Origin of the sequence: Dialister sp. (genome assembly GCF_047832375.1) — a bacterium.
Taxonomy (GTDB): Bacteria; Bacillota; Negativicutes; order Veillonellales; family Dialisteraceae; genus Dialister.
Genome location: NZ_CP181256.1, coordinates 661,890 through 688,882, shown reverse-complemented (window position 1 = coordinate 688,882; position 26,993 = coordinate 661,890). Strand labels below are relative to the sequence as shown.

The 26,993-nt window shown below is 50.0% G+C and carries 19 protein-coding genes; 1 reads left to right on the top strand and 18 read right to left on the bottom strand.

The features are described from left to right. Positions 1-81: 81 nt before the first annotated feature. From secF to ACFWUL_RS02820, 17 genes are all read right to left on the bottom strand, one after another. Positions 82-1,014: a protein translocase subunit SecF gene (secF, locus tag ACFWUL_RS02900; RefSeq protein WP_416177745.1), complete on the bottom strand. Its 933-nt coding sequence runs from the start codon at positions 1,012-1,014 to the stop codon at positions 82-84. After that, positions 1,014-2,261 (bottom strand): protein translocase subunit SecD, encoded by a 1,248-nt coding sequence (gene secD, locus ACFWUL_RS02895; RefSeq protein ID WP_296099266.1) that lies wholly within the window; start codon positions 2,259-2,261, stop codon positions 1,014-1,016. Before secD ends, secF begins: the two co-directional genes overlap by 1 nt. 4 nt (positions 2,262-2,265) lie before the next feature. Then, on the bottom strand, positions 2,266-2,859 hold the full coding sequence (locus tag ACFWUL_RS02890; protein WP_297019223.1) for a 5-formyltetrahydrofolate cyclo-ligase: 594 nt from the start codon (positions 2,857-2,859) through the stop codon (positions 2,266-2,268). Continuing rightward, positions 2,856-3,389: a preprotein translocase subunit YajC gene (yajC, locus tag ACFWUL_RS02885; protein WP_297041422.1), complete on the bottom strand. Its 534-nt coding sequence runs from the start codon at positions 3,387-3,389 to the stop codon at positions 2,856-2,858. The genes ACFWUL_RS02890 and yajC overlap by 4 nt, the downstream gene beginning before the upstream one ends. 61 nt (positions 3,390-3,450) lie before the next feature. Then, positions 3,451-4,560 carry a tRNA guanosine(34) transglycosylase Tgt gene (tgt, locus tag ACFWUL_RS02880; protein WP_416177744.1) on the bottom strand — a complete coding sequence of 370 codons (1,110 nt, stop codon included), beginning with the start codon at positions 4,558-4,560 and terminating at the stop codon, positions 3,451-3,453. Between the two features lie 9 nt (positions 4,561-4,569). Beyond that, on the bottom strand, positions 4,570-5,589 hold the full coding sequence (queA, locus tag ACFWUL_RS02875; RefSeq protein ID WP_416177743.1) for a tRNA preQ1(34) S-adenosylmethionine ribosyltransferase-isomerase QueA: 1,020 nt from the start codon (positions 5,587-5,589) through the stop codon (positions 4,570-4,572). Positions 5,590-6,163: 574 nt separating this feature from the next. After that, on the bottom strand, positions 6,164-7,444 hold the full coding sequence (locus ACFWUL_RS02870; protein ID WP_297019215.1) for a SpoIID/LytB domain-containing protein: 1,281 nt from the start codon (positions 7,442-7,444) through the stop codon (positions 6,164-6,166). Between the two features lie 6 nt (positions 7,445-7,450). Then, entirely contained in the window at positions 7,451-7,663 is a 213-nt protein-coding gene (locus tag ACFWUL_RS02865; RefSeq protein ID WP_297019213.1) for a DUF2905 domain-containing protein, read from the bottom strand. Further along, positions 7,650-8,744 carry a Holliday junction branch migration DNA helicase RuvB gene (gene ruvB / locus ACFWUL_RS02860; RefSeq protein WP_297019211.1) on the bottom strand — a complete coding sequence of 365 codons (1,095 nt, stop codon included), beginning with the start codon at positions 8,742-8,744 and terminating at the stop codon, positions 7,650-7,652. The genes ACFWUL_RS02865 and ruvB overlap by 14 nt, the downstream gene beginning before the upstream one ends. A 3-nt stretch (positions 8,745-8,747) precedes the next feature. Further along, complete coding sequence (gene ruvA, locus ACFWUL_RS02855) at positions 8,748-9,353, bottom strand: Holliday junction branch migration protein RuvA (protein ID WP_297019210.1); 606 nt, start codon at positions 9,351-9,353, stop codon at positions 8,748-8,750. Next, positions 9,350-9,850 carry a crossover junction endodeoxyribonuclease RuvC gene (gene ruvC, locus ACFWUL_RS02850; RefSeq protein WP_416177742.1) on the bottom strand — a complete coding sequence of 167 codons (501 nt, stop codon included), beginning with the start codon at positions 9,848-9,850 and terminating at the stop codon, positions 9,350-9,352. Before ruvC ends, ruvA begins: the two co-directional genes overlap by 4 nt. A 677-nt stretch (positions 9,851-10,527) precedes the next feature. Next, positions 10,528-10,785: a hemagglutinin repeat-containing protein gene (locus ACFWUL_RS02845; RefSeq protein ID WP_416177741.1), complete on the bottom strand. Its 258-nt coding sequence runs from the start codon at positions 10,783-10,785 to the stop codon at positions 10,528-10,530. A gap of 95 nt (positions 10,786-10,880) precedes the next feature. Then, positions 10,881-11,282 (bottom strand): hypothetical protein, encoded by a 402-nt coding sequence (locus tag ACFWUL_RS02840; RefSeq protein ID WP_297019206.1) that lies wholly within the window; start codon positions 11,280-11,282, stop codon positions 10,881-10,883. Beyond that, on the bottom strand, positions 11,279-12,133 hold the full coding sequence (locus tag ACFWUL_RS02835; RefSeq protein ID WP_297019205.1) for a hypothetical protein: 855 nt from the start codon (positions 12,131-12,133) through the stop codon (positions 11,279-11,281). Before ACFWUL_RS02835 ends, ACFWUL_RS02840 begins: the two co-directional genes overlap by 4 nt. A 420-nt stretch (positions 12,134-12,553) precedes the next feature. Beyond that, positions 12,554-15,214: a hemagglutinin repeat-containing protein gene (locus ACFWUL_RS02830; protein ID WP_416177740.1), complete on the bottom strand. Its 2,661-nt coding sequence runs from the start codon at positions 15,212-15,214 to the stop codon at positions 12,554-12,556. A 402-nt stretch (positions 15,215-15,616) separates the two neighbouring features. Beyond that, a complete protein-coding gene (locus ACFWUL_RS02825; protein WP_416177739.1) occupies positions 15,617-22,591 on the bottom strand; it encodes a hemagglutinin repeat-containing protein in 6,975 nt (2,324 codons plus the stop codon). 178 nt (positions 22,592-22,769) lie between these two features. After that, entirely contained in the window at positions 22,770-24,446 is a 1,677-nt protein-coding gene (locus ACFWUL_RS02820; protein WP_416177738.1) for a ShlB/FhaC/HecB family hemolysin secretion/activation protein, read from the bottom strand. A 16-nt stretch (positions 24,447-24,462) separates the two neighbouring features. Here ACFWUL_RS02820 and ACFWUL_RS02815 point away from each other — a divergent pair, with 16 nt between their 5' ends. Continuing rightward, complete coding sequence (locus tag ACFWUL_RS02815) at positions 24,463-25,140, top strand: hypothetical protein (protein ID WP_416177737.1); 678 nt, start codon at positions 24,463-24,465, stop codon at positions 25,138-25,140. Between the two features lie 813 nt (positions 25,141-25,953). Here the strand turns inward: ACFWUL_RS02815 and ACFWUL_RS02810 are convergent. Then, a complete protein-coding gene (locus ACFWUL_RS02810) occupies positions 25,954-26,829 on the bottom strand; it encodes an aminotransferase class IV (RefSeq protein WP_416177736.1) in 876 nt (291 codons plus the stop codon). Positions 26,830-26,993 lie beyond the last annotated feature (164 nt).

The following is a 26,993-nucleotide window of genomic DNA, read 5'->3' as shown; positions in this document are numbered from 1 at the left end:
ATTGAAAACTCCCTTCCGGATATTCTCATTGCATTATAAAAACAGGATTTCTATAGTACAGAAATCCTGCTTTTATAAATTTCAGGCTTTTACAGTCTTCAATTTCTTCTCTGTGCCCCGCTTTTCATTCCGTTCGCTGTGGAGGTGTTCATGCCAGGTCACCCAGATGCTGGATGCCACGCAGATGGAAGAGTACGCACCGGAGATGAATCCGATGAGCATGACCAGGGCGAAGTTCTTTGTGGTGTCCCCACCGAAGAAGTAAAGGGATGCCACGCAGAAGAGGGTGGTGGTCAGCGTGTAGAGAGAACGGCGGATGGTCTGGTGGATAGAGTCATTCGCCAGCGTAGCGAAGCTGTCTGTCCGCCGGTGGGTGTGAAGGTTTTCACGGATTCGGTCGAAAATAACGACCGATTCGTTCATGGAGTAGCCCAGAACCGTCAGGATGGCAGCCAGGAAGGAGGCGTCCACTTCCAGGTGGAAGAAGGCAAAGACCCCGAGCACCATGAGGATATCGTGGCAGATGGCTACGATGGCGGAAATGGCGATGCGGTGTTCAAACCGGATAGATATGTAGAGAATCATGGCGCCGAAGGAGATGAGCACGTTGAGGAGGGTACTCTTAGTGACTTCAGAACCGATGACAGCGCCTACGGTTTCAATACGTTTCACTTCCGCGCCGCCCACTTTGTCATTCACGTGGGCCACCACGGTCTGTGCTTCTTCGGAGGACAGGTTCCGGGTACGGATGATCACGTCGTCACCGGATTCGCCGGAAATGTTGCCGGAGAGCTGGATGGTGGATGTCTGGAGGCCATCTTCCCGAAGGCCGTCACGGACTTCTTCCACCGTTACATTCTTGTTGAATCCCAGTTCCAGAATGGTTCCGCCGGTGAAGTCGATGCCCCAGTTGAAGCGGAACAGGATGATGGAAATGATGGAGAGAAGGATCATGATTCCCGAGAAGGTGAACCAGATCTTCTTATGGCCGATAAAATCAAAGTTCTTAAACATTATCTGTCATACCCCCTTTTCCCGCCAAACCACCAGGGATTATGGATCCAGCTGGCATCGATGAGGAGCATGAGGAGGGTACGGCTCACCGTAATGGCGGTGAACATGGATACCGCGACGCCAAGGCCCAGGGAGAAGGCGAAGCCTTTTACCGTGGCACTTCCCAGGAAGAAGAGAATGCAGGAGGTAATGATGACGGTCATGTTGGCATCAAAAATGGTGACAAAGGCCCGTTTGAATCCGGCCTGCACCGCAAGGCGGAGAATCTTGCCCGCCGCGATTTCTTCCTTGAATCGTTCAAATATGAGGACGTTGGCGTCCACCGCCATGCCGACGGACAATATGACGCCGGCGATACTGGGCAGGGTGAGGGTTGCATGGAGCAGGTTCAGCACGCCCAGCAGAATGAGCACATACACAAGGAGGGCTGTATCTGCCACGAAGCCCGCCATACGGTACACGGCCATCATGAACAGTACAACCAGGGAAATACCGATGGTAAAGGCTACGATGGATTTATCCTTAGAATCCTGGCCCAGGGACGGTCCTACGGTACGGACTTCCAGTACGGACACCTTGACAGGCAGGGCGCCGCTTCGAAGGAGGATAGCCAGGTCCTTGGCTTCTTCCAGGGTCCGCTGGCCGGTAATGACTGCCTGGCCTCCGGTGATGGCTTCATTAACCACCGGGTTTGTCAGGAGTTCTCCATCCAGGTAAATACCGATGTGGCGGCCGATATTCTGGGAAGTGAGGTCCCCGAATTTCTTGCCCCCTTCGTCGGTGAACTGAAGTGCTACGAGGGGCTGCTTGTTCTGGCCCATCTGTTCTTTCGCATTTTTCAGGTCTTCGCCGGTGAGCTTTACATTGCCCTCTTCATCCTTGAATTCCAGTACTGCCGTCTTGCCGATGGTTTCGATGGCTTTCTGGGGATCCCTTTCGCCGGGGAGTTCGATAATGATGCGGTTTGCACCTTCCCGCTGGATGATCGGTTCTGTCAGGCCCATTTCATTGACACGCTTCTGCATGATATTGATGACCTGGGTAATAGCTTCCGGAGTGACCTTGTTCTGCTCCGTATCTTCCGCCTGCATGACGATGTGGGTACCGCCCTGCAGGTCCAGGCCCTGCCGGATATGGCCGGCCAGGGGTCCTACGGCAGCCGCAAAGACGCCGATAATGGCGAAGATAACCACCCAAAACCGGAGCAGTGCTCCCTTACGGAGGGAGCTTGTCCTTTTCTTTTCCAAAACTTCAACCTCTTTTCGTTAATATGAATCCCCTATCCGTCACAATGCCCGCGACAGGTTCGTCGAAAGGCTCCGACGGTATGGCTTCCACCACCTGGAAATCCCAGAGGGCGGCAATCCGTTTCTCCACAGGCACCCGGGACAGGTAGCGGTCATAGTACCCCGCTCCCATGCCAAGACGGTTGCCTTCCCGGTCACAGGCCACGGCCGGTATGAGCACCAGGTCCATGGCTTCCGGTTCTTCCACATCATAGCCCTTTGGAAGATTCCGAAGGCCCAGGGGGCCTCTTTCGAAATGGTCCATGGAAAGGAGCCGTCCTGCTTCCATCTTCCTCTCCGGAAGGCACACAGGAATGTAGACTTCCTTTCCCTCCGCCAGGGCGCGGGTAATGAGTTCGTCAAGGTTCGACTCCCCTTTCATGGCCAGAAATGCCATGATCCGCTTTGCCTTTTTGTACCGGGGAAGGGCCAGGATTTCTTTGGTGAGGAGGTGGCTTTTCTTTTCTACCTCATCATCAGAAAGAGCCCGCCGTAAGGCGAGCATCTCCCTTCGGAGCTCCTTTTTTCTTTCGAAATCAGTCAGTTCCGAATCACTCATTTCTTTTCCTCTTTCTGAGGTTTGCTGTCCTTGTCTGCGGGCTTCTTGTCATCATCGACTTCCACTTCTTCTTCGATGACTTCGGTGCCTGCATCCTTCGGATCATCCACTTCAACCACTTCTTCTACCACTTCGGTTTCCGGTTCATCCTTCTTTCCTTCGAAGGCTTTGCCATCCACCGGGCGGCCATCTTTCTGGGCTTCTGCTGCTTCCCCTACTTCCTGGGCGCCCTTCTTGATAGCTTCCTTTTCATCCATAAGCTTTGTATCGCCATGCTGGATGCCGGACTTTTCTACTTTAATGATGACCTTCGGCGCGATTTCCAGTTCCACGTACTTGTCGCGAAGGACCTTAATGGTACCATGGATACCGCCGGACGTTACTACGTGGTCCCCTTTCTTCAGGGACAGGAGAAAACGTCCTCTTTCCAGTTTCATTTTCTTGGTAGGACGGTACATGAAAAAGTACATAATCCCTACCAGAATGAGGAAAGGCCATGCAAGGCTCAGTAAATTCATTGCTTCTTCCACTTCATTCACCTCCAGTGTATACATAGAAATATTTTAGCATAAATCAAAAGGTCTGTCTGTATTATCTTTTGTAATTTGCCATGAAATTCTCACGGAATTCTGTAAAATTTCCGTCAATAATGGCCTGCCTCATGTCCCGCATGAACTGGAGCAGGAAATAGAGGTTATGGATGGTGACGAGACGGAATGCCAAAAGCTCCTCCGATTTGTAGAGGTGCCGGATATAGGCGCGGCTGTAATGGCGGCAGGTATAGCACTGGCAGCCCTCTTCCAGGGGACCCCAGTCCTTTTCATACTGCTTGTTTTTCATATTGAGCCGGCCCGTATGGACCATGGCCATGCCGTTCCTGGCTACCCTTGTGGGGAAAACGCAGTCAAACATGTCGATACCCCGGGCCACCCCTTCCACAAGGCAGTCCGGCGTGCCCACGCCCATGAGATACCGCGCCTTGTTTACAGGCAGGAACTGGGTGGTGTATTCCAGGATTTCATACATCAGTTCATGGGGCTCCCCTACGGAAAGGCCACCGATGGCCATGCCGTCGAAGGGCATGGAGGAAATCTCTTCGGCGCTCCGTTTCCGGAGGTCCTTGTACATACCGCCCTGCACGATGCCGAACATGCCCCGGTCCTTCCGGGTATGGGCCTTGATGCAGCGCTCCGCCCACCGGGTGGTGCGGGCGGTGGAGTGGTCCGCATAGGCATAGTCCGCCGGATAGGGAATGCATTCATCAAAGGCCATGGCGATGTCGCTTCCCAGGTCTTCCTGGGCATGGATAGATACTTCCGGTGACAGGAACTGCTTCGAACCATCGAGGAAAGACCGGAAATGGACTCCCTCTTCCGTAATTTTCCGCATGGCCCCCAGGCTGAAGACCTGGAATCCACCGCTGTCGGTGAGGATGCCTTTGTGCCAGTTCATGAAATCATGAAGGCCGCCGGCTTCCCGGATCAGTTCCGTTCCCGGGCGGAGGAAGAGGTGGTACGTGTTGGACAGGATAATCTGTGCCCCCACTTCTTCCAGTTCCTCCGGCGTCACCGTCTTCACGGTGGCCTGGGTGCCTACGGGCATGAACATGGGGGTCTTGAATGTACCGTGGGGCGTATGGAGGAGGCCGGCCCGGGCGCCGGTCTTTTTATCCTCCGCCACCAGTTCGTAGTTGATGACCATAACTATTCCTTATCTGATAAACATGGCATCGCCGAAGGAGAAGAACCGGTATTTCTGCCGTACCGCTTCTTCATAGGCTGCCAGGATGTGTTCCCTTCCTGCGAAGGAAGCCATCATCATGATGAGTGTGGATTCGGGAAGGTGGAAATTGGTGACGATGGCGTCTACCATGTGCCACTGGTAACCCGGATAAATATAGAGCTGTGTCCAGTCGCTGCCGCTCACAAGGGTGCCGGACTGACCGGCAGATTCCAGTGTCCGGACGGAGGTAGTTCCTACAGCAATGATGCGGCGGCCTTCGGACCGGGCCTTATTGATCTCATCAGCCACCGGCTGGCTCACGGTGTACCATTCCTTATGCATTTCATGGTCTTCGATATTTTCTTCGTTCACCGGGCGGAAGGTTCCGATACCCACATGGAGGGTGACGAAGAGAAGTTCTGCCCCCTTCTTCTTCATTTCTTCCATGAGTTCCGGCGTGAAATGGAGGCCTGCCGTAGGAGCGGCTGCGGATCCCTTATACTTGGCGTATACCGTCTGGTATTCGTCCTTGTTTTCCAGTTTCTTATGAATGTAGGGAGGCGTCGGCATTTCACCGATCTGGTCCAGGAGGCTGTCGAAATTACCGTCGTAATGGAATTCCACCACCCGGCCGCCAAATTCTGTCTTGTCCAGCACCTTGCACCAGCAGTGGTCGGAGAATTCAATTTCCGTACCGGGGAGGGCTTTTCTTCCCGGGTTCACCAGGACTTCCCACACATCATTTCCCTTGGGCGTAAGGAGCAGCATTTCCACCTTGCCGCCGGTGTCCCGCTTCTTGCCATAAAGCCTTGCCGGAATGACCTTCGTATTGTTGAAAACGAATACATCCCCCGGACGGATTTCATCCAGGATATCCCGGAAATGGTGATGGGACCATTCCCCGGTCTTTTTGTCCAGCATCATGAGGCGGCAGGAATCGCGAGGTTCCGCCGGCTCCTGGGCAATCAATTCCTTGGGAAGGTCATAGTTGAATTCTTCAAGTTTCATTGTTTTTCTGTATCTCCTGTAATTTAAATACCAGTGTCTAAGCTATTGTCCAACGTTGTGGCTCCTATGTTGGCAAGTCACCTACCCGTATATATAGGGCTAAGGGTTGTGGATGAACATCGCTTCGCTCGTTCACCGGGTGGTGGCTTCAGTGAGGCTGTCGTCCCACTGAAGCGGGGGCATAAGGTGGAACAGCCGCCTTCGGCGGCAAAAACATAAGCGACCTTTGGTCGCGTTACATAAGGTTCCCTTTCCTCTTAAGCGCAGCGCTAGGGAAGCACTGATTAAATCGTTGTCAGATTTCATTCTTGGATTTTTATGTAATGCAAGGAATAACTCGACGCAAATAGCGAGCTATTTAAGGAGAGTTATGACGAAGCAGTGCATAAAAATCCTTATGAAATCTAACTCTGCGAATTAATCAGCGCTTCCCTGGAACCCGCTTCAACAAGCGAAGCGATGTTGAAGCTGCCAACCCACAACCCTTAGCCCCATTCACCGGATATGGGGCATTCAAACCTGCTCCAGCCAATCCTTATTACTTTAATCCTAAATAAAAGCATCGTCAAGAAAATCAGTAAATTTTCTCGACTTTTGTTCCTGTATAATAGTGGGTCAGGATAGTTTTGTAGAAATCCTTTGTATTTCCCTGCTTTTCAGCCATTTCTTCAGCCCCCCACTGGGACAGGCCCAGGCCATGGCCATAGCCGTAGCCCGTAATCACCAGGTTTGACCCCTTCACTGACAGGTCGAAGAGGGTGCTGTCCAGGCCATAGAGAGAGGCCATCCGCTCACCGGTCACTGTCTTTGTCCCGTTCTTTCCGATAAGGGTGATCGTCTTCACCCGTCCGGAAATGCCCCGGTCCGCGGTATGATGGGCTTCGCCGATATGCAGTTTCGACAGTTTGATGCCCTTCAGCTTTCCCACATTATAACCCGCATTGTTCATGGTCTGGAGGAAGGAGGAAAGGGACACCGTCTTTGTCCAGGGATTTCCGACATAGTACTCCTTCACCCCCCGAAGGTAGGGCACTGCAGTCCCCCATACGTTTTCACTGTTTTCCGTATAACCGCCGCCGGAAGAATGGAAAAGGGCATCGATAGGCTTTCCGCCATAGGTAATGATTTCCCCCGCCGTGTCCTTCACGGCCCGGTTTGTGGACTCCGTTTCCACCGTGGCACCGCCGTAGACCTGGGACCTCGTATCATCGGTGACGTCATAGCCGGAGGACCGATAACCGTTCTTGTGGAAGGCGGCGTAAGTCCTGGCCGCCACGGCCTGGGCCCGGATGGCATCGGCCCTCCAGGACGGCACAATTTCACTGGGCACCACGCCCTGCACGTAGAGCTCCATGGGCACCACGTTCACCAGGGTCACGCCGCTGCCCCAGGTGGAGGGAATCGCTTTCATGACGCCGCGGTAATGGTTTCCTTTCACCGCAAAGGCAGGAGCCGTATTTCCTGTGGTGAGATACACCTTGTCCCCCGCCTTTTTCCCATTAAGGAGGAGGGTATTGCCGCTTCTCGTAATGGACAGGCGGGTGCCGGTGCCATACTTGCCGACCACCTTTCCGGCTGACTCCGCTTTAAATTCTGAAAGCCCCGTCAGTGTCACTTCGCCGCCGGAGAGGAGTCCCACTTCCACATCGGGGCCCAAACTGCCGGTCTTTTTCTCCGTGGGAGCATTGCTTTTTGCCGCCGGTTTCCGGACTGCCGCCCTGGGAGCCGGCTTTTTTACAGCACCATTCCGAATGACCGCTTTCCGCTGGACAGGAATGGATTCCGCCCAGGCCTCTGTCACAGACAGGGAAAGGGCAAGGGGAAGAAGAAGGAGGGCCCATGCTTTTTTATTCATCGTTTTTTACCTTCTGAAAAAAATGTTAAGAAGAATCGTCCCCACCACACTGACAAGGATGCAGGTGACAACGGGAAAATAAAATTCCGTATTTCCTTTAATGAAATGGATATCTCCCGGCAGGTGGCCCAGAAAGGGCAGCTTACCGCCAATGAGGAAAAGCACCCCGGCGAGAATGAAGAGAACCCCTATGGCAATGAGCAGCTTACCGGTCTCCATTGTCCCCTCCAAAGAGGCTTCCTTCCGCCTCCTGCGGGTTCCAGGGTGCTCCGATATGGTCATAGGCCGCCTTCGTGGCGATCCGTCCCCGGGGGGTCCTTGAAATGAATCCGATCTGCATGAGATAGGGTTCGCATACATCTTCGATGGTGGCCCGTTCCTCGCTCACCGCTGCGGAAATGGTATCAATTCCCACGGGGCCTCCATTGAACTTGTAAATAATGGCTTTCAGTATTTCATTATCCAGGTCGTCCAGGCCGATTTCATCCACATGGAGAGCTGCCAGGGCGTCCGATGCGATGTCGGCGGTAATGGCACTTCCCTGGACCTGGGCGAAGTCCCGGATTCTCTTCAGCAGGCGGTTGGCGATACGGGGTGTACCCCGGCTTCTCCTGGCGATTTCTTCCGCCCCGCTGTCTTCGATGTCGATACCAAGGATATGGGCCGCCCGGATAATAATTTTCTTCAGCTCCTGGGGCTCATAGAACTGCATGTGGTTCGTGATAAGGAAACGGTCCCGAAGAGGCGCCGACAGGGATCCGGCCCTGGTGGTGGCGCCGATAAGGGTAAAATGGGCGAGATCAATGCGGATGGAACTGGCACCGGTCCCCTTTCCCATGACAATGTCCAGGGCAAAATCTTCCATGGCGGAATAGAGAATTTCCTCCACATTCCGGTTCAGCCGGTGAATTTCATCGATAAAAAGGACATCATGATCCTGGAGGGTAGTCAATATGGACGCCAGTTCCCCCGGCCGTCCGATGGCAGGGCCGCTGGTGACCTTGAACTGGGCTCCCAGCTCGTTTGCAATGATTTTGGCCATGGTGGTCTTTCCCAGGCCCGGAGGGCCGTAGAGAAGCACATGGTCCAACGCTTCATTTCTGGACTTCGCCGCCGCTATATAGACTTTCAGGTTCTTCTTGAAGGACTCCTGCCCGATGTAATCGTCCAGCCGCTGGGGGCGGAGGGAATTCTGCCATTCATCCTTCGGCGTTTCTTCCGTAGAAACGATGCGGCCCTTGCTGCCAAGGACCTCTTCCTCCTCTTCGCCCCCCAGGCTTTTGATATATTTATTGTTCATCCATTACTCCCGGTTTCTTGCAAATTCACGAAGCGCCGCACTTACCAGCGCCGATACAGTAGTATAGGAACCGGCCAGTTTTCTGAGAACCGGCGTGATTTCTTCCATTTCATAGCCAAGGCTCATGAGGGCCCTCACCGCTTCTCCGGTGATTCCGTCGTCCTTCGGCGTTTCCGTTTCCACAGCGCCCTCCATATCCTCAGACGCAAAGGCACCCACCTTGTCCTTCAGCTCCACCAAAAGCCGCTCCGCCGTTTTCTTGCCGATGCCCGGCAGTTTCGTGAGGCGGCTCACATTCTGTGCCTTCACGGCTCCCACAAACTGGGCGGGATCCATGGAAGAAAGAATGCCCATGGCCACCTTGGGCCCAATTTTGGAAACAGAAAGGAGCACCAGAAACAGGTCATACTCCTCCTGCCCCAGGAAGCCATAAAGGAGGATGGCATCTTCCCGGACCGCCATGTAGGTCAAAAGCTTCGCCTCTTCCCCATTGGAAAGGCGCTGCCTGGTTTTGTCTGAAATAAAAATCCTGTATCCGATGCCGCCGGCTTCCAGAAAGCAGGCATCTTTGAACAAGGCTGTCACTTTTCCTCTGATATATCCAATCATTTCATTTCCTCACCAAAGAGCTGACGGTGTTCCACATGATAAATCGCGGTCAGACCGATAGCCAGGGCATCGGCGGCATCATCGGGATCAATTTTCTTCGTAATTCCCATCATGCGCTTCACCATTTCTATGACCTGCTTCTTTCCTGCCCGGCCATAGCCGGTCATCTGCTGCTTCACCTGCAGCGGCGTCACCGGCACCACCGGAATATTCTGCCGGTAGGAAGCCAGGAGAATGACCCCCCTGGCCTGGGCCACCTTAATGCCTGTGGTGATATTGGTATTGAAATAGAGGGTCTCCACCCCCATGAACCGGGGCCGGTACCGGGCAATGAGTTCCCCGATACCTTCATAAACGATATTCAGCCGTTCCATATCGCTCTGGTCCTTGTAGGTCTCGATGACTCCGTAATTCACAGGAGTAATCTTCGTCCCCACCTTGTCGACCACCCCAAACCCGCACCGTCCGGTGCCCGGGTCTATTCCCAAAACACGCATGTTTCTCTCCGAAAAATCATAAGAACACTTATTTTGTACATACAGTTTTATTATACCATATTGCGGTTTGTCGAGCTGATGGGGGCTGTGATTGGCGGGCGGTTGAACGTATGAATGGGGCTAAGGGTTGTGGGTGAACATCGCTGCGCTCGTTCACCGGGTTGTAGGTGCTTCGCACCGGGGGCATAAGGTGGCACGGCCTGCGGCGCTTCCTACAGCTAACCTCCGTCGCCTACGGCGCCACCCTCTTCCCAAGGAAGGGTGCTGCCGGTCAGCGGTTTCACCGCAGTGAAATCCTAATGGCACTATTCATAAAACGTGCAAGTGTCTCTACAGTAGGCTCCCTTTTCCAAAGGGAGCTCCCCACCGGGGTGAGGGATTCTGTTGAAAGCGCCGCAGGCGGAACTACCTCACGCCCCCGCTTTGGGAAGGCGTAAGCCTTCCCAAAGCCACAACCCCACGGGGAAAGCGACTCACTGGATGCTCAGTCGCCTAACGGCTCCTTGCGCTCCAGTTCGCTGCGCACCGGTCGGGCCAGCGAAGCGGCGACCGATCCACAACCCTTAGCCCCATCCATCCGAACAGCCCAACAGCCAGCAACCAACAGCTCGACAAACTGAAATTGGCAGAGTACACCCATATCGTTTATACAAAGAAGCATTGGTACTTCAAAAATATTACTGATTTCCCTGTAATCCGCCTGCACTGATAGAGGCTCCAAGACTGGCGCCGCTGGATTTGATGTTTTCACTGGTCGAATGGCTATTCTCTGCAGCAGAAATAGTAATATCTTTCTTGGCATCCAAAGTGACATTGTCGCCAGTTACCTGACTGCCTTTGATATAGATATCATTTTGGGTTGCTTTGATCGTCACGTCTCCTGCAGCACTGACGTGGCTTCCTGCCGCCTCTTTGGTTTCGCTATAAAATACCAATTTAAGATACACGCAGAGCAGTGTAAGTCATTAAACCAAATATACTTGAGACGAGTCACTAGCTTTGAGGAAATATGGTCTGCCTTTTTGATCTTCTATATTTGTGATAAACTTATGAATGCTAACATTATTCCTAAAAACAACCATGCACCTAATCTTATATCAACTTTGACATTATCGCGGTTCATATAAATTGTTCTATTTTTCTTCAGCAAATATAAAAGAAATAGAATCCAAATCCATCCGCTCCATATTACTATAGTCATTATCAAAAACCTATTTAAATATGTATCCAGCCCTCCGTCTATCAGTATAAGAATCCCCATCAACACATCTATGTAAAGGGTAAAAAGAATACGAATAAATACAGGTATGTTCCCAATGACTACTTTCACCTCGTTTTTTGTTGACTTATTTAATATAAAAATTCTAAAGTTCCATATTATTAATAAAATTAGCGCTAAATCGATTATATATTTATCATTAATATATTTCATTTTTTTATCTCCCTTTCCGAGATAAGAGCCTTATTACCTTTAGATGCCGATTCTCTCTCATTTTTTTCCATGCTGTCCTTTTCTTTACGTACATAGTCTTCAGAATAGACCCCTACAATTATTCCACTCGCTAAACCTAACATCGGATTTATACTTCCTGCAACTGCACCGGTTATTATCCCTCCAGCCAAAGGCACTACATCCAAAGCATCTGCCTTAAAGGCATCATATGAAGAGTTAAATCTTTCATGATTTTTCTGAGCTCCATATATATAATTTCCTAATATAACATAAGGACCTGCTCTCTTAATCAAAGATCTCCCAGCTATTTCCGCTTCTTCTCGTGTCATATATGGATAATGACTTTCAAACCAATTAGATGCTACCCAGCCTGCAGTTCCCTTTACTGCTATTTCCTTTGATTTGCTTATTACTTCTTCTCGCAAAGGCTCTACATGAGTTGTTGACTGGTCGGTTTCACTATTGTAGTTATAATTTGGAGCATCTGAAAAAGTTGTATGACCACTCGATTGATCGTCTTCATTTACATATGGTGACTCCGCTATGGCCTCGTCAGACGCAGACAATAACTGGGATACCGGTTGTGAAGATGAATCGCCTTCTCCTTCGCCACCTCCCTCTGCTGTTCCCTCCTCCTGTTCTTTCGGTACGGTCATCTGCGCGGCATCCGTCACCTGTTCCGCCGCTTCAGCCATATCAACAGATCCCCCCTCTATGAATTGATTTCGAATTTCAGCAAGAAGTTCATCTGCATCCAGTTCATCATTCCACTTTGTTCCCATCTGTGGTGTATAGGCGCCTACGCCACCATTTCCAGTCACCTTTCCCACTGCTGCCCCCCAGGACGACACTGATGCCCTGTACCACACAACGATATACTAGTGCTTGATATAGGACATCAGTACTAATGCAAAGAACTGCACAAACAACTTGCCTTCGATATTTTCTCTGATGATCATATTACCGTAACATAGATATAAAAAATACGGACTTCAGGTTGTAATTTTCTCAAACATACTCTGCAATTGATAATACTATATCCATTGCCAACCATAATGCTAATCACAATCATTTACCAACGATTTGTGTTTAGAATACCGCTGACTATAAAGAAAAATATCGCTATGCATGCCAAATAATATGAGTCTACAATAAATGCTGCAGTTCCTGATAATAACCCAATTAGCCCCAAAACAAAGCTTGGCCCAATATATTTCTTCATCGGAAAACTCCTTAGTCTTATAAAGAAATCAATCTTGTATCGTTCGTTTTATCCATTCATCATAACCAATATAGTAGGGACCATTATTATACTGAGTTTCTGCATACCATTTTATTGCCACCGCAATTGAATAGGCTTGATTAACGTGTCCTAAAAATCGAATTCCTTCAAATAATCCCGGATAATCTTTAACAAGCTCCGGATAGTTCATAATAGTGTATTTAGCCAATATACTAATACCATTTCTTGTTACATATGATGTCCCACTCTGAATCACTTGTTGTCTGATATTTTCAGGTAAATTTTCTATAAAATCCCTTGCTTCATCAGAGCTAGAATTTGTAATATTTTCGATAATAGATTCTTCGTTATTCCACCTCGCCCCCATTCCGGATACATATCCACCAATCTTACTATCTCCAGTAATACTTCCAACCAGCGTTCCTACTGCAGTTACCACATTCTGTACCACATCCGGATGCTTAGCGAGCCAGCCTTTAGGCATATTCTTTTCCATACATCCAATGACATACTCATGAATTCCCCCAGCCAACATACCGCTGATGGCTTTACCGCCGGCGTTCTTATCCGTAATAGCCCCCAGGATGCTATGAAGAGCCATTTTCTCTGGAGACCCTTCTTTCCAGCCCCTCTGAGCAGCTATTTCATGGATGGCTTCATTTCCTACTATACTGATTTCTTCTACCAGCTTCTGCTTTTCTTCTACTTTTGCTTTATCAAAAATCTGCTGCAGTGCCCGCAGGCTGTTCCGGGTGTTGCGGTCCAGATCTTTTAAGTCCTGTTTTTGTTCATCCGGATGAGTAATTACTATCTTTCCCGGTGATACGGCGGACTTTGTCACAGTGGAATCTTTACCTTTATCCGGTGCTACGGATACGGGTAAAAGTCCCCTTTCATTCAGGGGAATACGATTTCCATCTGCGGTGCTGACGATCTTATCGCCTCTATTATGATAATCGGTCCCCGGTTCCCTGCTGAATCTGCTGTTATCTTCGGATGTGGGTTTATCGTTATTCACATTCCCGCCAAGTCTGACAGTAAAAGATATTCCGCTTCCTCCAGCTCTGTAATCTGCCTTATTACCTACATTTTCCCATTCTAAAGTTCCCGTGGACAGATGGTTTTTATCTTCGTCAGCTTCACCGGATATTACGGCCCCTTTGAGTTGAGTTTTATCTTTTACTGTAATGTCATATCCCTCTTTACCGACATAGATTCCTGCCTGATTGGTCACCGACGAATAGACCGAATCCATATATCCCTTTTCAGTTTCGGTAGAAAGATAGGGTTTATCCAAGCCATCTGGTTTCCTTATCCTTTTAACGATAGCACTGTCCAAAGCAAAGCCATTACTGCTTGATCTTTCTCTATAATCGTCAGTGTCTTGCAGGCTTTCAATGGAAAGATGGCCTCCTGATTCTACAGTCACCTTTCCTCCTTCCATTCGGCTTCCCCGGATGACCGTATCTTCCCCACTGGCCGTATAAAGATGATTTTCAGCGGATATAAGACCGGCATCATGGCTGACTGCTTTTTCTGTCTCTATTCCCTTACCTGCACTTCCGTAAATTTTCACATCCTGCAGCCCTCCAATGCCCCAGGATGTAGAGATTCCACCAGCTTTGGATGTTTCATGTGATTCCATGGTATATTTATTTTCCGCTGCCTCCAGATGGATATCCTTTCCTGCCTCCAGGACAATATCTTTTCCTGTCACCATAGCTCCATGGAAAGTCATATCTTCCCGGCTCTCCATGTGAACCGTATTTTTAGCAGCTATACGGCTTTTCTCCATTTCAGTATGGACAGATGATACATCGACATGATAAGACATACCGGAAATCCCAATATCCATGGAGAGTCCTCTCTTCCTTCCGGATAATGTATCATACTGCTTAAACACATGGGTTCCATTGAACGCAGCATCAGCCGTGTATAGTCCTTTCAGGGCATTATCACGGCTTTCGGCTGCATTTTTCAATGGCGGATAGACGCTGCCGATTCCCTGCATAAGACCCCCGCCTAAAGATACAGTAAGTCCGCTTCGTTTGTATTCGTGGTCTTCCTTTGTTGTATAAATGTTGTCTTTCCCGGATACCAGGATATTCTTCCCGGCCACGATCATGTTTTTCCCGGCGGCCAGGTCTGAGGATTCTATGGTCATTGCGTTTCCTGAAGAGAGGGATACATTTCCTTCCGTGCTTCCCAGGAGGCTTCCCTTTTGCGAGATGCCCGCTTCCTCATAGTGGTCTTTTCTCTTTTCACTTCCGATGGTGAAACCGAAACCGCCACCGCCCAAGAACCCGCTCTTCTGCACTTTCTTCTCAAAGTCATGGCCTTCCCGCTCTTCAGCGCTGGTAATAGTCGCATTTCCGCCTGCCGCTACTTTCACGTCATGATTGGCAATGACCTGGGAGCCGGAGATGCGAGTGTCCTTTCCGGAAAGGATGGATATGGTGTCTCCGGAAATAATGGCAGGAGATGCTTTCTTCTCTTCGTCATGGCTTTTGATGGCGGTACTCTTTGAGGACAGGAGCCCCTTTTCTTTGTATTTCAGACCATAGTCGTCCCCGGCTTCATTATATCCGTTCGTGACTGTCACGTCACTCTTAGCTGCTGCATCAGTGAATGCAATAACTATAGCAAAGGACTCACTTCCCCTCCACATAAGTATCCGCAAAAATGTTACAGATTTATTTTACTATATTTATCCCCAGGTCTTGCAAACTCCTAGAATGAAGAAAAATATGGCCGGCCCACCTAATATAATGGGACCGATATAAGACATCCCGATATTTTTATCAATCTTTTCCTTTATTTCCTTAGTCTGAGGATTTTTCTTATATAAAATTCTATTTTCCATAGTATAATAAGTTCTACAGCTGATAGCTGCAATAATAGAAAAAACGCTAGCTAAGAAATTCTCGAAGACTAAATCTACTCTAAATAGTAAGCAAAAATAAGTTAAGCCCATAAAAATGACCGATATCTTTTCATACGCTTTATAGTTAATTCTTATCATTCTAATAGCCCTTTTCGTATCCGTTATAAATATATTCAATTTATAATTTTAATCAAATCCATTTTTCCCCATATCTTCAATATATTCATCATTTTTTTGCGCAGCTTGTTCTTTTGTCATAGGCGGAGCAATCGTATTTTTGATACTATTTAGCCATAAATCCGTTACGGATGAGTATACAATTCCTCTGAATAATCCTGCATTACGAAATACATATAATTCTCCTCCTGCCGTGACTAAGTCGAATAAAATTCTCTTTTCGACCCCGTAATAACTATATGTCTCTATATCAGAATCACCTAATATAGACGAAATTGTATTCATCAATGTTCCTATTGGAGATGTTTTACCCGTAGCTTGTGATACCCGATAATCCAATCCACCGGTAAATGCATCCTGAGCAAAAGTACTTCCAGCATAGAGTGTATCCTTTGCATTAACCAATACATACCAATGCAAGTCCCCGTAATTTCCAAAAATATTTTCATAAACTCCACTTTCTTGTTGCTTAAGCCACTGTTCATCTTGTTTTCTATCAAGTGCTTCATATTCAGCGTCTACAGCCGCTTTTTCCGCTGGAGTTTTGGCTTTTTCTCTAGCAGCTCTGTACTCCTCCACTTGCTCATGACTAAGCCAATTAAATCTTGTCCCACTCCAAGCGGCAGCTGCGCCCACTTTGCCATCCTCCCCAACGAGTTGACCTGCAGCATATCCAATTACCGCCGCCACTTCTTCTCGCATATCAGGATGGTCTTTCAAGAATTGGTCCAATAATGGTTGCAAACGTTCCATACTTCCTTCTGCCACGGCTCCCGAGAGAATACTGTTTCCTCCAAGACCAGCAGTAATACCACCCAGAAGTCCATGAAGCAGCATTCTTCTCGGATCATCTTTACTCCAATTCTTCTCATTGGCGATATCACCAATCTTTTCTGCACCCAATTTTGCAAATTCGGTGGCCAGTTCCTGCCTTTCCTGTACTTTTTCCTTGTCAAAAATCTTTTCCAATCGGTTCAGTGCATTCTTTGTCTGGCGATTGAGATCAGATACATTCTGCTTCTGGTGTTCTGCGTCTGTAATGTTAATGGTTCCTTCCGAAACAGCTGATTCGGTTATGCTATCCGCCTTACCTTTTACAGGCTGCAGCTTAACAGGACTGGTGCCACCGGTAAGGCCGCCTCTTTTCTTTCCATTTATGGCTCTATCCGATGTCCAGGCAGCGCTATAGTTCCTACCTTCTGCGGTGGCTTTATAGTTCGCCTTATTTTCTATATCTTCCCATGTTAATGTTCCTGTTGTAAGAGTATTTTTACCCTTTGTGGCACTAATGTCAATAATGCCACCTTTCAGATGGGTATTACCCTGGACAGCGATATCATACCCCTTTTGTCCGGCAGCAATCCCAGCCTGCTTCGTCACGCTTGTATAAGTGGAATTTGTATGACCTGTAGAAGTTCCTATAGATATTCCACCATATCCGGCACCCCCTTTACCGATTCCGGTTGTCATCTCCATGCCTTTATTTTCAACATGGGATGTATATTTCTCTTTATCCTGTACACTTTCAATGATAAGGTTGGCTCCTGCCCTCATGGCAACTTTGTCTCCATAAACATTGCTTCCACGAAGAATCGTATCTTTCCCACTTTCCACAGCCAGATTCTCTCTGGCAGTTACCTGACTGGCGGTATGTATCAGGGTTTCTTCTCTTTCGTTGCCTTGGCCTTTGCTGGCATTGGCGTAGAAGCTATTCCCCGTTGGAGCAAAATTCATACCGGCCTGACTGCCCCTGCCGCTTTCATCCGTGTCACTGATGCTTCTATTTTCAGCCGCCTCAAGGGCAATATTTCCTCCGGCTTTCATCGAAATGGTATTTCCAACCGCTTGAGACCCCTTCATGGCAATATCTTTCTTTCCAATGATTTGAATGTCGTTATTTGCCAATAGATTACTGCCTACCGCTTCTGTAGTTTCTGTGTGTTTTTCTGCTTTGAAAGAACCGGAACCGACCCCCACGCTGATGCCTGGCATCCCTTGCCCTCTTATATTCTTGAGTGCTTCTTTGTTTTTGGCAATAGTCTCATAGACTTCGCCACCATAGAGGACTTTCAGCTGCTTATCCCTGGCACGGGAAGCCTTTTGGATATTGTTCACGGTACCACTCAATACATCCGCTGTGCCGCCACTGACGGAAACAGTAAGCCCACTCTTCTTATACTCATGCTTTTCGTCACTATGATACACATTGTCTTTACTGGAAATGTCTACATTCTCGCCAGTCAGTGAAATGTCTTTCCCGGCGATAATATCCGAGGCATTCACATGTACGTCTTTATTCGCTTCGATGGTCACATTACCAGCAATGCTACCAATAGTAGAACCCTTCTGCGTAATGTCTGCATCTTTATATTGATCATTCCGCTTTTCACTGCCGATGGTGAAACCTAATCCACCGCCCAGGAGCCCGCTCTTCCTGACACGTTTTTCATAGTCATGCTGTTCCACTTCTTCTGCACTGGTGATGGTGGTATCTTTGCCGGAGGCGATAGATACACCATTTGTCCCCACGATGTTAGAAGCAGTCACTTCGTTATTACCGGCGGAAACAATGGTTACCGTATCACCGGAAAACAGACTGCCCATCGCAGTCTTATTTTCATCGTGGCTCTTAATATCGGTGGTCTTGTGAGAAAGAAAACCGCTTTCTTTGTATTTCAAGCCATAGTCGTCTGCCGCTTCCTGGTAGCCGTTTTCTATTGTCACATCATTACCTGCTTTGACGGCAATCGCACCACTTTCACTGGATACAGATGTATTTCTGGCTTTGATGTTATTGCCCGCTGTCATGGTCACATCTTTTCCGGCGGCCAAGGTATTGGCAGTTTCCGTCTTGCGATAAGTACGAATATAGTTGTCACTGTCTTCGGTCATATCTTTCCTGGCTTCGAGAGCGTCTGTATCCATGGTGAGATTGTGCCCGGCAGAAAGAATCATGGAACCATTTTCTCCGAGTGCTGACAAAGTGGCACCGGTGAGGTGGATATCTCTCCCCGACTCCATGAGGAGAACTCCCTCGTTCCCCTTTACCGCAATACCGGCGGTGGTATCCAGGATGTCCTGGTTTTTCCCGTGGAGAATGGTATTTCCCATAGAGATATCCCTGCCCGCCGTAAGGGCTGCCCGGTCTTCGCCGGTGATGAGCCCCTTCTGGATCACGTCATTCTCTGCTTTTAGAGTAATATCTTTCCCCAGAATGCTCCCCAGGTTGACCACATCATTCCCTTTCAGGACTACCGTATTTCCGAGGATGGATGCTTTATTCTCCAGTGTCTCTTTCGTCTCTGCCACCAAAGTGTCGGCACTGATGAGGCTGCCATCAGACGTGAGTGTCATTGTCCCCGGCTTCAGGTATACCTTCGGATAGAGGACCTCATAGGTCTTTCCATGCACGGTGACCGTGGTTGGTTCCAGCCAGACCATGTCACTGGTAAGACTTGCCATCTGTTCTTTTGTAAGGGAAATGCCGGGCTTCAGGTTGTACTCTTTGGCAAAAGCCAGGCCCCTGTCCATCAGAGCTTTGTATTCCTCTTCATCGTCCGTATAGCCATTGAGATACCGCATGCCCGTAAGGCCTGCAATCTGCTGTCTCACCAGTTCCTGTTCATAGAATCCGTCTCCCAGCCGTTTGGTGACCCGGTCCGGGTCCCAGGTCATCTGTCTGTACATGTAGTCTGAAGAAAGGAATCGGTGTTTATTGGTAAAGGCGGGGTCTGTCTCTACGAGATATGTGGCTGTTTCTTCCGGATAGAGCCTGTAGAGGGCGCTTTCAGAAAGGAAGGGGATGGATGTCCCTTTATCTCCTGTTACTGTGCCCGGATGGGTTTCCTTGCCGCTTTGGAAGGGATTCAGATAGCTATGTACATTCTCTCTCTCCGCTTTGGTTATGTCCATAGAATCGGATGTGTCACTGCTGTTTTCTTTTGTCTCCGTCACGCCAAAAGAGGTAGGATTCTCCAGGTCCTTTTGGGGTGTCATGAAGACTTCACTCCGGTAGTGGCGGCGGTGGGCCTTATGGGGGAAATGCTTTTTCTTTGTGTAACTTTCCTGGGTGGTGCCGAAGGTTACTTTCTCCACTTGGTTCTTCGTTTCTTCATTGGTAAGGTTCCCTTGGACCGCCAGTGTCTTTCCTGCGGTAATCCGGCTGTTTTCGTTTGTCACATTCCCCACAAGGGTCATATCCTTTCCACCGGAAAGGATACCCGCCTTTGTCTCGGTTACTTTCTTTTCGGACGTATGGGTATTGGTGCGGATGATGGTGTAGTTCTTGATCTTGGCTCCCTCTATGGCGCCGATGGAGTTGTTGTAGGCTTCCACTTCCCGGTTGTATTCCCGGATTTTCACATTGAGGGCGTCGAGGATCTTCCGGTAGGACTCATCCCAGGCCTTTTGGGCGGGATCCCCGTTCTTCGGCCGGGCGGTGGTCATGGAGGTTATGCCAAACTGCTGGAAAATGGGGTCATCATAGGCATAGTTCGGCGCCAGGGTACCCACGAGGGAAGGATCCACCGGGTCTTCCCCTTCCGCCAGTTCTTCCTCCGTAGGTGCTGTGATGATGCCATAGGCCGCTTCTTCCAACGGTTCCTTAGGGGTAATGCCTTTATTATGGTAAGCCCCGTAGCCGCTGGAAAGACGGCTGAACTCGCTTTCCGGGAAGGCCTGTCCCCTTTCAGGATGGCCGTCCTGGTCGATGCGGATGAGTTTGGGATTCGTCACGTGGCTTGTCCATACACGCTCCGATGAGAAGGATTCGTTTTCATTGGAAATAACGGGTGCCGTGATGGAGAAATTTCCCTGGGCATTGATGGTGCCTCCCCGGTTGATGACACTTTCTTTTTCTGTAATGGCCATATCGCCGCCGCTGTAGAGGAGGGCGCCGGAGCTGTTGAGGAGGGTATTTCCTGTCATGGTCAGGCTGCCCCGGGCTGCGAGGGCCGCCGACGGATGGCCTTCCATTTCCTTCCGTATGCCATCAACTGTACTCTTTGCCTTTTCATAGTCCAAAATCTTTTCTTCTATGGTCTTGAAGAAGGCTTCCTTTTCCCCATCCGAATGGAAGGCGGTCACGTCGACGCCATAGGCATCATCCAGGGCTTTTTCCTTGTCCTGCAGTGTTTTCATGGCAGCGGTAAGGCTTTCTTCCAGACTCTTATCCTTCCTGTTTTCCAGGCGGCTGGCATTGACAGAAATGTCTTCTCCATAGATCCGTCCTGTTTCCAGGTTCAGGAGGGTGCCGGTTTCGATGGACAGGTCCCTGTCTCCATTCACAAGGCCCCGGTTCATCATGGTTTGTGTCTTCAGAGAGAGGCTCTTCCCATTGAGCTCCCCTTCCGTCCTGTTTTCTATCTGCGCCGCTTCTATAGAAAGCGTCTTTCCGGCTTCTATCTTTTTGCTGTTGGTAAGCGTTCCTGTGGTCTCAATAGATAGATTTTCTCCGGCCCGGGTGATGCCGTAGGAAGATTCCGCATTATCATTGGTCATGGAGTCCCCGGTATGGAGGGTCATATCCTTTCCGGCTGCCAGGGTGCCGTCAAGCTGGAGGGCAGCGGCCGTCACGGTGAGGCTGCCTCCCGCATCCATGGTGCCATTGTGGTTATCTACCACATTTCCTGCAATAACTGTATCTCCATGACTGTCTAAAGAACCGGACCGGTTATTGAGCTTTTCTTTCTCCGTGATTTGGCTGTTTCCAAAGGCGGTGATTTTTCCTTCTTCGTTCGTAAGGGTATTTCCTTCCAGGACAAGATCTGCCCCCGAGGAGAGGGTGCCTTTGGTATTGTCCAGGGAATTAGTCCTTACCTGCGTGGTTCCATTGGACAGGATCTTCCCTTCCCGGTTGGAAAGGGAGGTCATCCCTTTTCTTGTTGTTTCCATGGAAAGGCTGCCTTCTGACGCTATAACCGCCTGGTCATTGGTAATGGCATCGGCATGGACAGCCAATTCTTTCCCTGCTCCCAGGGTACCCGTATTCACCAGGTTTCCGTCTGACTGGATTTTTAGTTTTCCTTCAGACACCAGGGCGCCCTGGTTTTCCATGGAAGATATTTCCAGGTCCGCTTCCCTGGCTGCATGGATGGTACCGCTATGGTACAGGTGCCCGTCCGCATCCAGTATGAGGTCATCGGTATTCACATTGCCATCCATGTGGAAGCCAAGGCCCTTCTCCGTACCCACGAGGAAAATGCGGCCCGCATACATGCCGCCTACAGCGGATACGTCCAGCGCCACTTCCGGTTTCTTCCCTTCCGGAGTGATTGGCACAGCTTTCCCTGTTTCAGCCTCTATGGTATTGGCGCCGGTAGTGACTTGGAGGGTATTGGCCCAGATGGCCGCATTGACCCTGGCCGCCCGGGTGTAGATGGCAAGGGAATCGGCTTTTCTTCCGTCCAGTCCTTTCCCGTCAATGAGGACGGTGCCGTTTCCGTTCACCCTGAGGTCCTCCAGGTTTTCTTTGGCGCCAAACTCCGGCTTCCCCGTGGTGAGGATGGCCCGGCCGGTATTGATGAATCCGCCGCCATTGACGGTGATGCCGTTGGGATTGGCAATGACCACGTCCGCCCTGTTCCCTGCCACTTCCAGAAAGCCATTCATGGCGGTGGCACTGCTTCCGGTGACCTGGTTCACGATGATTCTGGCCGGGCCTTTGGCCATGTTAGGATTCCCCTGTACGTAACCTGCCAGCTCCGTTTTGGAAAGGGTATAGGAATTATTCAGGATGGCCCCTTTTTCCGGGACATTGAACCGGTCATAGTCATTCCGGGATACACCGGAGGCAGAGGGCGCAGCGATATGAACCAGGGGAATCCCATTGGCCGTCTCCTGCACCAAGGGATGGCGGGAAGCGGGAGCCCCGGCATCGGGCATAATGGGTGCTGCGGCGAAAACAGCTGAGTCCGCCATGAAAAGCCCTGCCATCAGGGCGGCCCCTATTTTCCGTGCCAGTGTTCTTCCTGCTTTCCGGTTCATGGTATGCCTTCTTTCGGATATTCAATAATAAAGGTTAAATGGGTTCAATGGGTTCAATGGATTCAGTAGGTTCAGCAGGTTCAGAGAATGCAGCGTTTCAAAAGTTTCTGAATGTTCCCGCAGTTCGGAGGGATCAGGGGATCCGGGATTTTGAGATACAAGGATTCCCACGGGCTTCCTAAAACCGCCAGCTCACTGTGAATCCCGGAACCCACCTTCTGGTGTGGTAACCTTCGGGCCGGTAAATACTCCGGCTGATAAACCCGTCATAGGAAAGGCCGCTGGGAAAGGTGCCCCTGAGCCCCAGGGCCATGCCGGAAAGAGTCCTTCCCACCAGCATATCCGTGGAGGGCCCATAGACAGCTCCTACATCGAGTCCTACATAGGCTTCGCTGTGAAGACGGGGAATAGAGGATGCCAGTTCATTCCTGAGATACCATCCGCTTTCTCCCATAAGAGTGTATTCCCCGTCAAATCCCCATACTGTATAGCGGTTTCCGATGCTCACCATGTCCACCCCATAGAGCCGGTTTCCTGCTGTATTCCACTGGCCATGGAAGGATGCACTCCATGAGGCGGGCCGCCTGTCCAGGGTGAAGAGCTTTTTATAGTCCATATCCACCAGCCACATTTTGTATCTTGTCTTCGGGCCATCGGTATAGGGGCTTTCTTTCTGTGCTCCCAGCCAGCCCATGCCCTGGCGGTGGGCAAGCCGCAGGTACAGTGTACTGTTTCCCAGATAGATACGGTCAGACAGACCCACTTCCAGGGAAGTCGTATCCATGGCCTGCACAGGGATTTCCATGTGATTGATATAGTAATGGGAATCCCTCTTTGCAACGGTGATATCCCAGTCTCTTTTCTCCGTGGCGCTCCGGGAAATTTCATGGTCGAAGGTGAAACGGGTAATCCTCGTCTTTCCTTCGCTGTTAAAATCATAGGGAATGGATGAGACTGTCTGGTGATAGTGGTACCGGTTATGGCGGATGGTAAAGGTATCTTTTCCGAAAGGTATGGAATAATAGAGCCCCAGGTCCCTGGTGCTCCTGTCATAACCGTCACGACTGCCATCGAGTCCCACCGACAGGACGAGGATGTCATTGCTGTTCGTGGGCCTGTCTATGCCAAGGGTACCGGTCCACTGGTACTTTCCCGTTTCCTTCATGCCTGAATCGTCCAGGGAGATGAGACCCCAAACCTGTTTCCTGCTCCTGATGGAAAGTTCCACATCCGTCTCCTGGCCCTCTCCCGGGAGAAGTTTCATGGATACGTCCAGGGACTGCAGCCGCTTCATCTGCTCCAATCCCTGTTCCAGAAGACGGATATTCAAAAGGTCCCCTTCCCTCAGGGGAAAGGCATTCCGCCAGGGCAGTCTTTCGCTTCCCTCTGCATACCGCACATGTCCCAGCCTGCCAGGGAATATGGAAAGCCGCAGGACGCCGCCGGAAAGATTCTGCTCCGGCACCATCACCCGGCTTGTGATGTACCCTTTATCCATAAGCTTTCTGTTCATCCGGGATACAAGGCGCTCCACATCTTCTGCTGTCATATTGTGGCCAGTACTTTGGGAAGCCATGTCATCCAAAAAGGAAAACTCTTCCGGAGGATTATCCAATACCACCTGTTTCACATAAAAAGAGACAGAAGAAACAGGCGGCACTTCACCGCTCTTTTCTTCTGTCTCCATCGGCTTCAAGGTATCCTGGAATATACGATTTCTGAATGCTTCCCGCTCCCTGCTCCGGGCCGCCTGCTCCTGACGGACGAAGGTCACATCCTCCATGGCAGCAGCATGGAAAGAGCAGGAAATGCCCATAAGCGCCAAAGCCAGAAAAAGCACTCTCTCCGTTTTCATAGGAACCCCCGAATTTATGAAAACAATTATAAATCCTATGCGTTTCTTTACAGGCATTATATCCCCTGAGGGTGATCCTGTAAAGGCCGGCATTCCAATGGATAACGGAGTGCTCTCCCAAAGTCACGAGATACAGAGAAGGATTGCTTATCCTCTATCACCAATCCTCTCCTTTGCTAAAGTGCTGATGCCTGATTCATGGCGGCTTTCGATGCAAGAGAAGGCACGGCAAAGGGTTCCGTTTTTTTGTGATGTCCGGATACGGTATAGTTTTACAATGTCCAAGTTATGTGTATTCCCGAAGATGATAGATACGGACAGGCCCTGCGGGCCGAATCCATCAGCTTCCATCACCATCTCTCAGCCCCGTGGGCAGCTCTCTTCAGAGAAGAGAGCCTCCTGCAGAGGCAATTGCACGATTTTTGTGCAGAGTCTTCAGGATTCCAACAGCGGCTCCGCCGTAAATTACAATCATGATGGGGGCTATATGAATGGTGCGCCGCCACCTCCCCCTCAGTCACCTCAGCCATTCCGCCGTAGGCTGATCCTCTCCCATCTATCGTCTATCTTCTATCATCTCCGCAGCGAAGCTGCTGACCCACTCGATCTCGACCTCGACCTCGATCTGTCCTCTATCCGCAAATATCGAAATAGCACAAACGAAAAACACCACAATAAGACCCGGTGTCCGTAAGATGCAGGAATTTGTCCAGTGAATCAGGCGCCGGCGTAAGGATGGAAACCGAAGTTTCCCCAAAAACCGAACTAGTCGTCAAAGAGGCAAAAGCATGAGCTATCAGAAAGTCCTTGGGTCCTATGGTGTTGTGAATCATTTTCCGCTATCCGGATTGCGTAACATTGTGCGGGGATCGAGGCCGAGGTCGAGATCGAGGGGATTCGCGGCAGAGCCGCTGTCCTACTCGATCTCGGTCTCGCCACTCGACCTCACACTCCCTTTCGGCCGAATGGGTGAGGGACGATTCAGGCGGTACCCTATGTCCGTTGGACTCCCGGGGTTCTTTCCACAGCGCGCACTCAGGAAAACGGGGAATCCACTTTTCAACCCGCGGGCCTTTTTCATCCCTCTACTATATACATAACGGGAACTTCGATTTTGTGAACATGGAAAGTGAAATTTTTTCAAAATGATGGAAAAGTAAGTATCCCCATGCCGGTGATAGACCGAGATTGAGACCGAGGTCGAGGGCATCCATCTGCGGCAGTTGTGTGACTAAGCCTGCGTGCGAATGGGCGGTGGCTTCTGGCTGCTGGCTCCTGGCTTTCAGGAAAGATCAATGACCTACGGCGCAAAAGAAAAACGGAAATACCGGGAGGAAACGCCGCAGGCAGATCAGTCTTCCTGACAGCTAGCCGCTAGAAGCTCCATGCGAATGACTCTAACCACCAGCACCGGACAAAACAGCTAGATAAATGGAAATTGGCCTTTTCACTCCCAAAAGAAAAACAGCAGTCCGAAGACTGCTGTTTTTCTCTTGCCTACAACCGATTACGGCAAACCATCGGTCATGAGATGGGCATAGTGCTGCTGGATCTTTCTGGTAACTGTACCTGGTTTTCCATCGCCAATGGGCTTTCCATCGATGGAAAGGACAGGAATGATGCCATCCTGGGTATTGGTGAGGAATACTTCTTCCGCATTCATCATATCCGTCAGCTTTACCGGTTCTGCGCCGTCGTCAATGGAGGTAACCCCGGCCGTCGGTGCTACGCGGGAGAGAACGAGGGAACGGGTAATACCGGGAATCATGTATTCATTCTTCGGGGATGTCCAGATAACGCCCGCCTTTACAATGCATACGTTAGAATGGGTGGCTTCCGTAACGATACCATCTTTAATGTAAATCCCATCGTAGCATCCTTTTTTCTGTGCTTCCGCCCGGGCCATCATATTATTCAGCTGGTTCAGGGACAGGATATCGCAGTGGTGGCCACGATCATCAGCCATGGTGATGCACTTGACACCGTCCTGGACTTTGGCAATGGCATCCAGGTCAATGGGTTTTGCATAGACCAGTACGTTCGGACGAAGTGCATTCCGGGAAGGAATGGTGAAGTCATGGTCCCCTTCACCCCGGGTGACGATGATTTTCACATAGCCTTCAGTGACGCCGGTTTCTTCGATGACCACTTCCACGATTTCCGTGAATTCATCGGGTGCTGTCACCGGACGGATACCCAGGAGACGCATGGAACGGTACAGACGGTCCACATGGTAGGAGAGGGCAAAGGGGTGTCCGTGGAATACACGGATCCATTCATAGCAGCCGTCTCCGAACTGGAGTCCCCGGTCATCGGCACTGATGATTTTGGAGAAATCATAGTAGAAATTGTAATTGTAGTATATGGTAGTTTTTCCTGCCATACTGTTCACCTCCTGAAAAAGTAGATGATGTATATATTTATTATATCAATCGAATGGATTGGGCTTCGCCGGGCTTTGGCCTTTGGCCAGGGCTGTGCGCAGCAGGGCTTGTGGTCGGCGCACAATTCTATAGAGCACCGCGAATTATAATTTTTTTCTTCCTC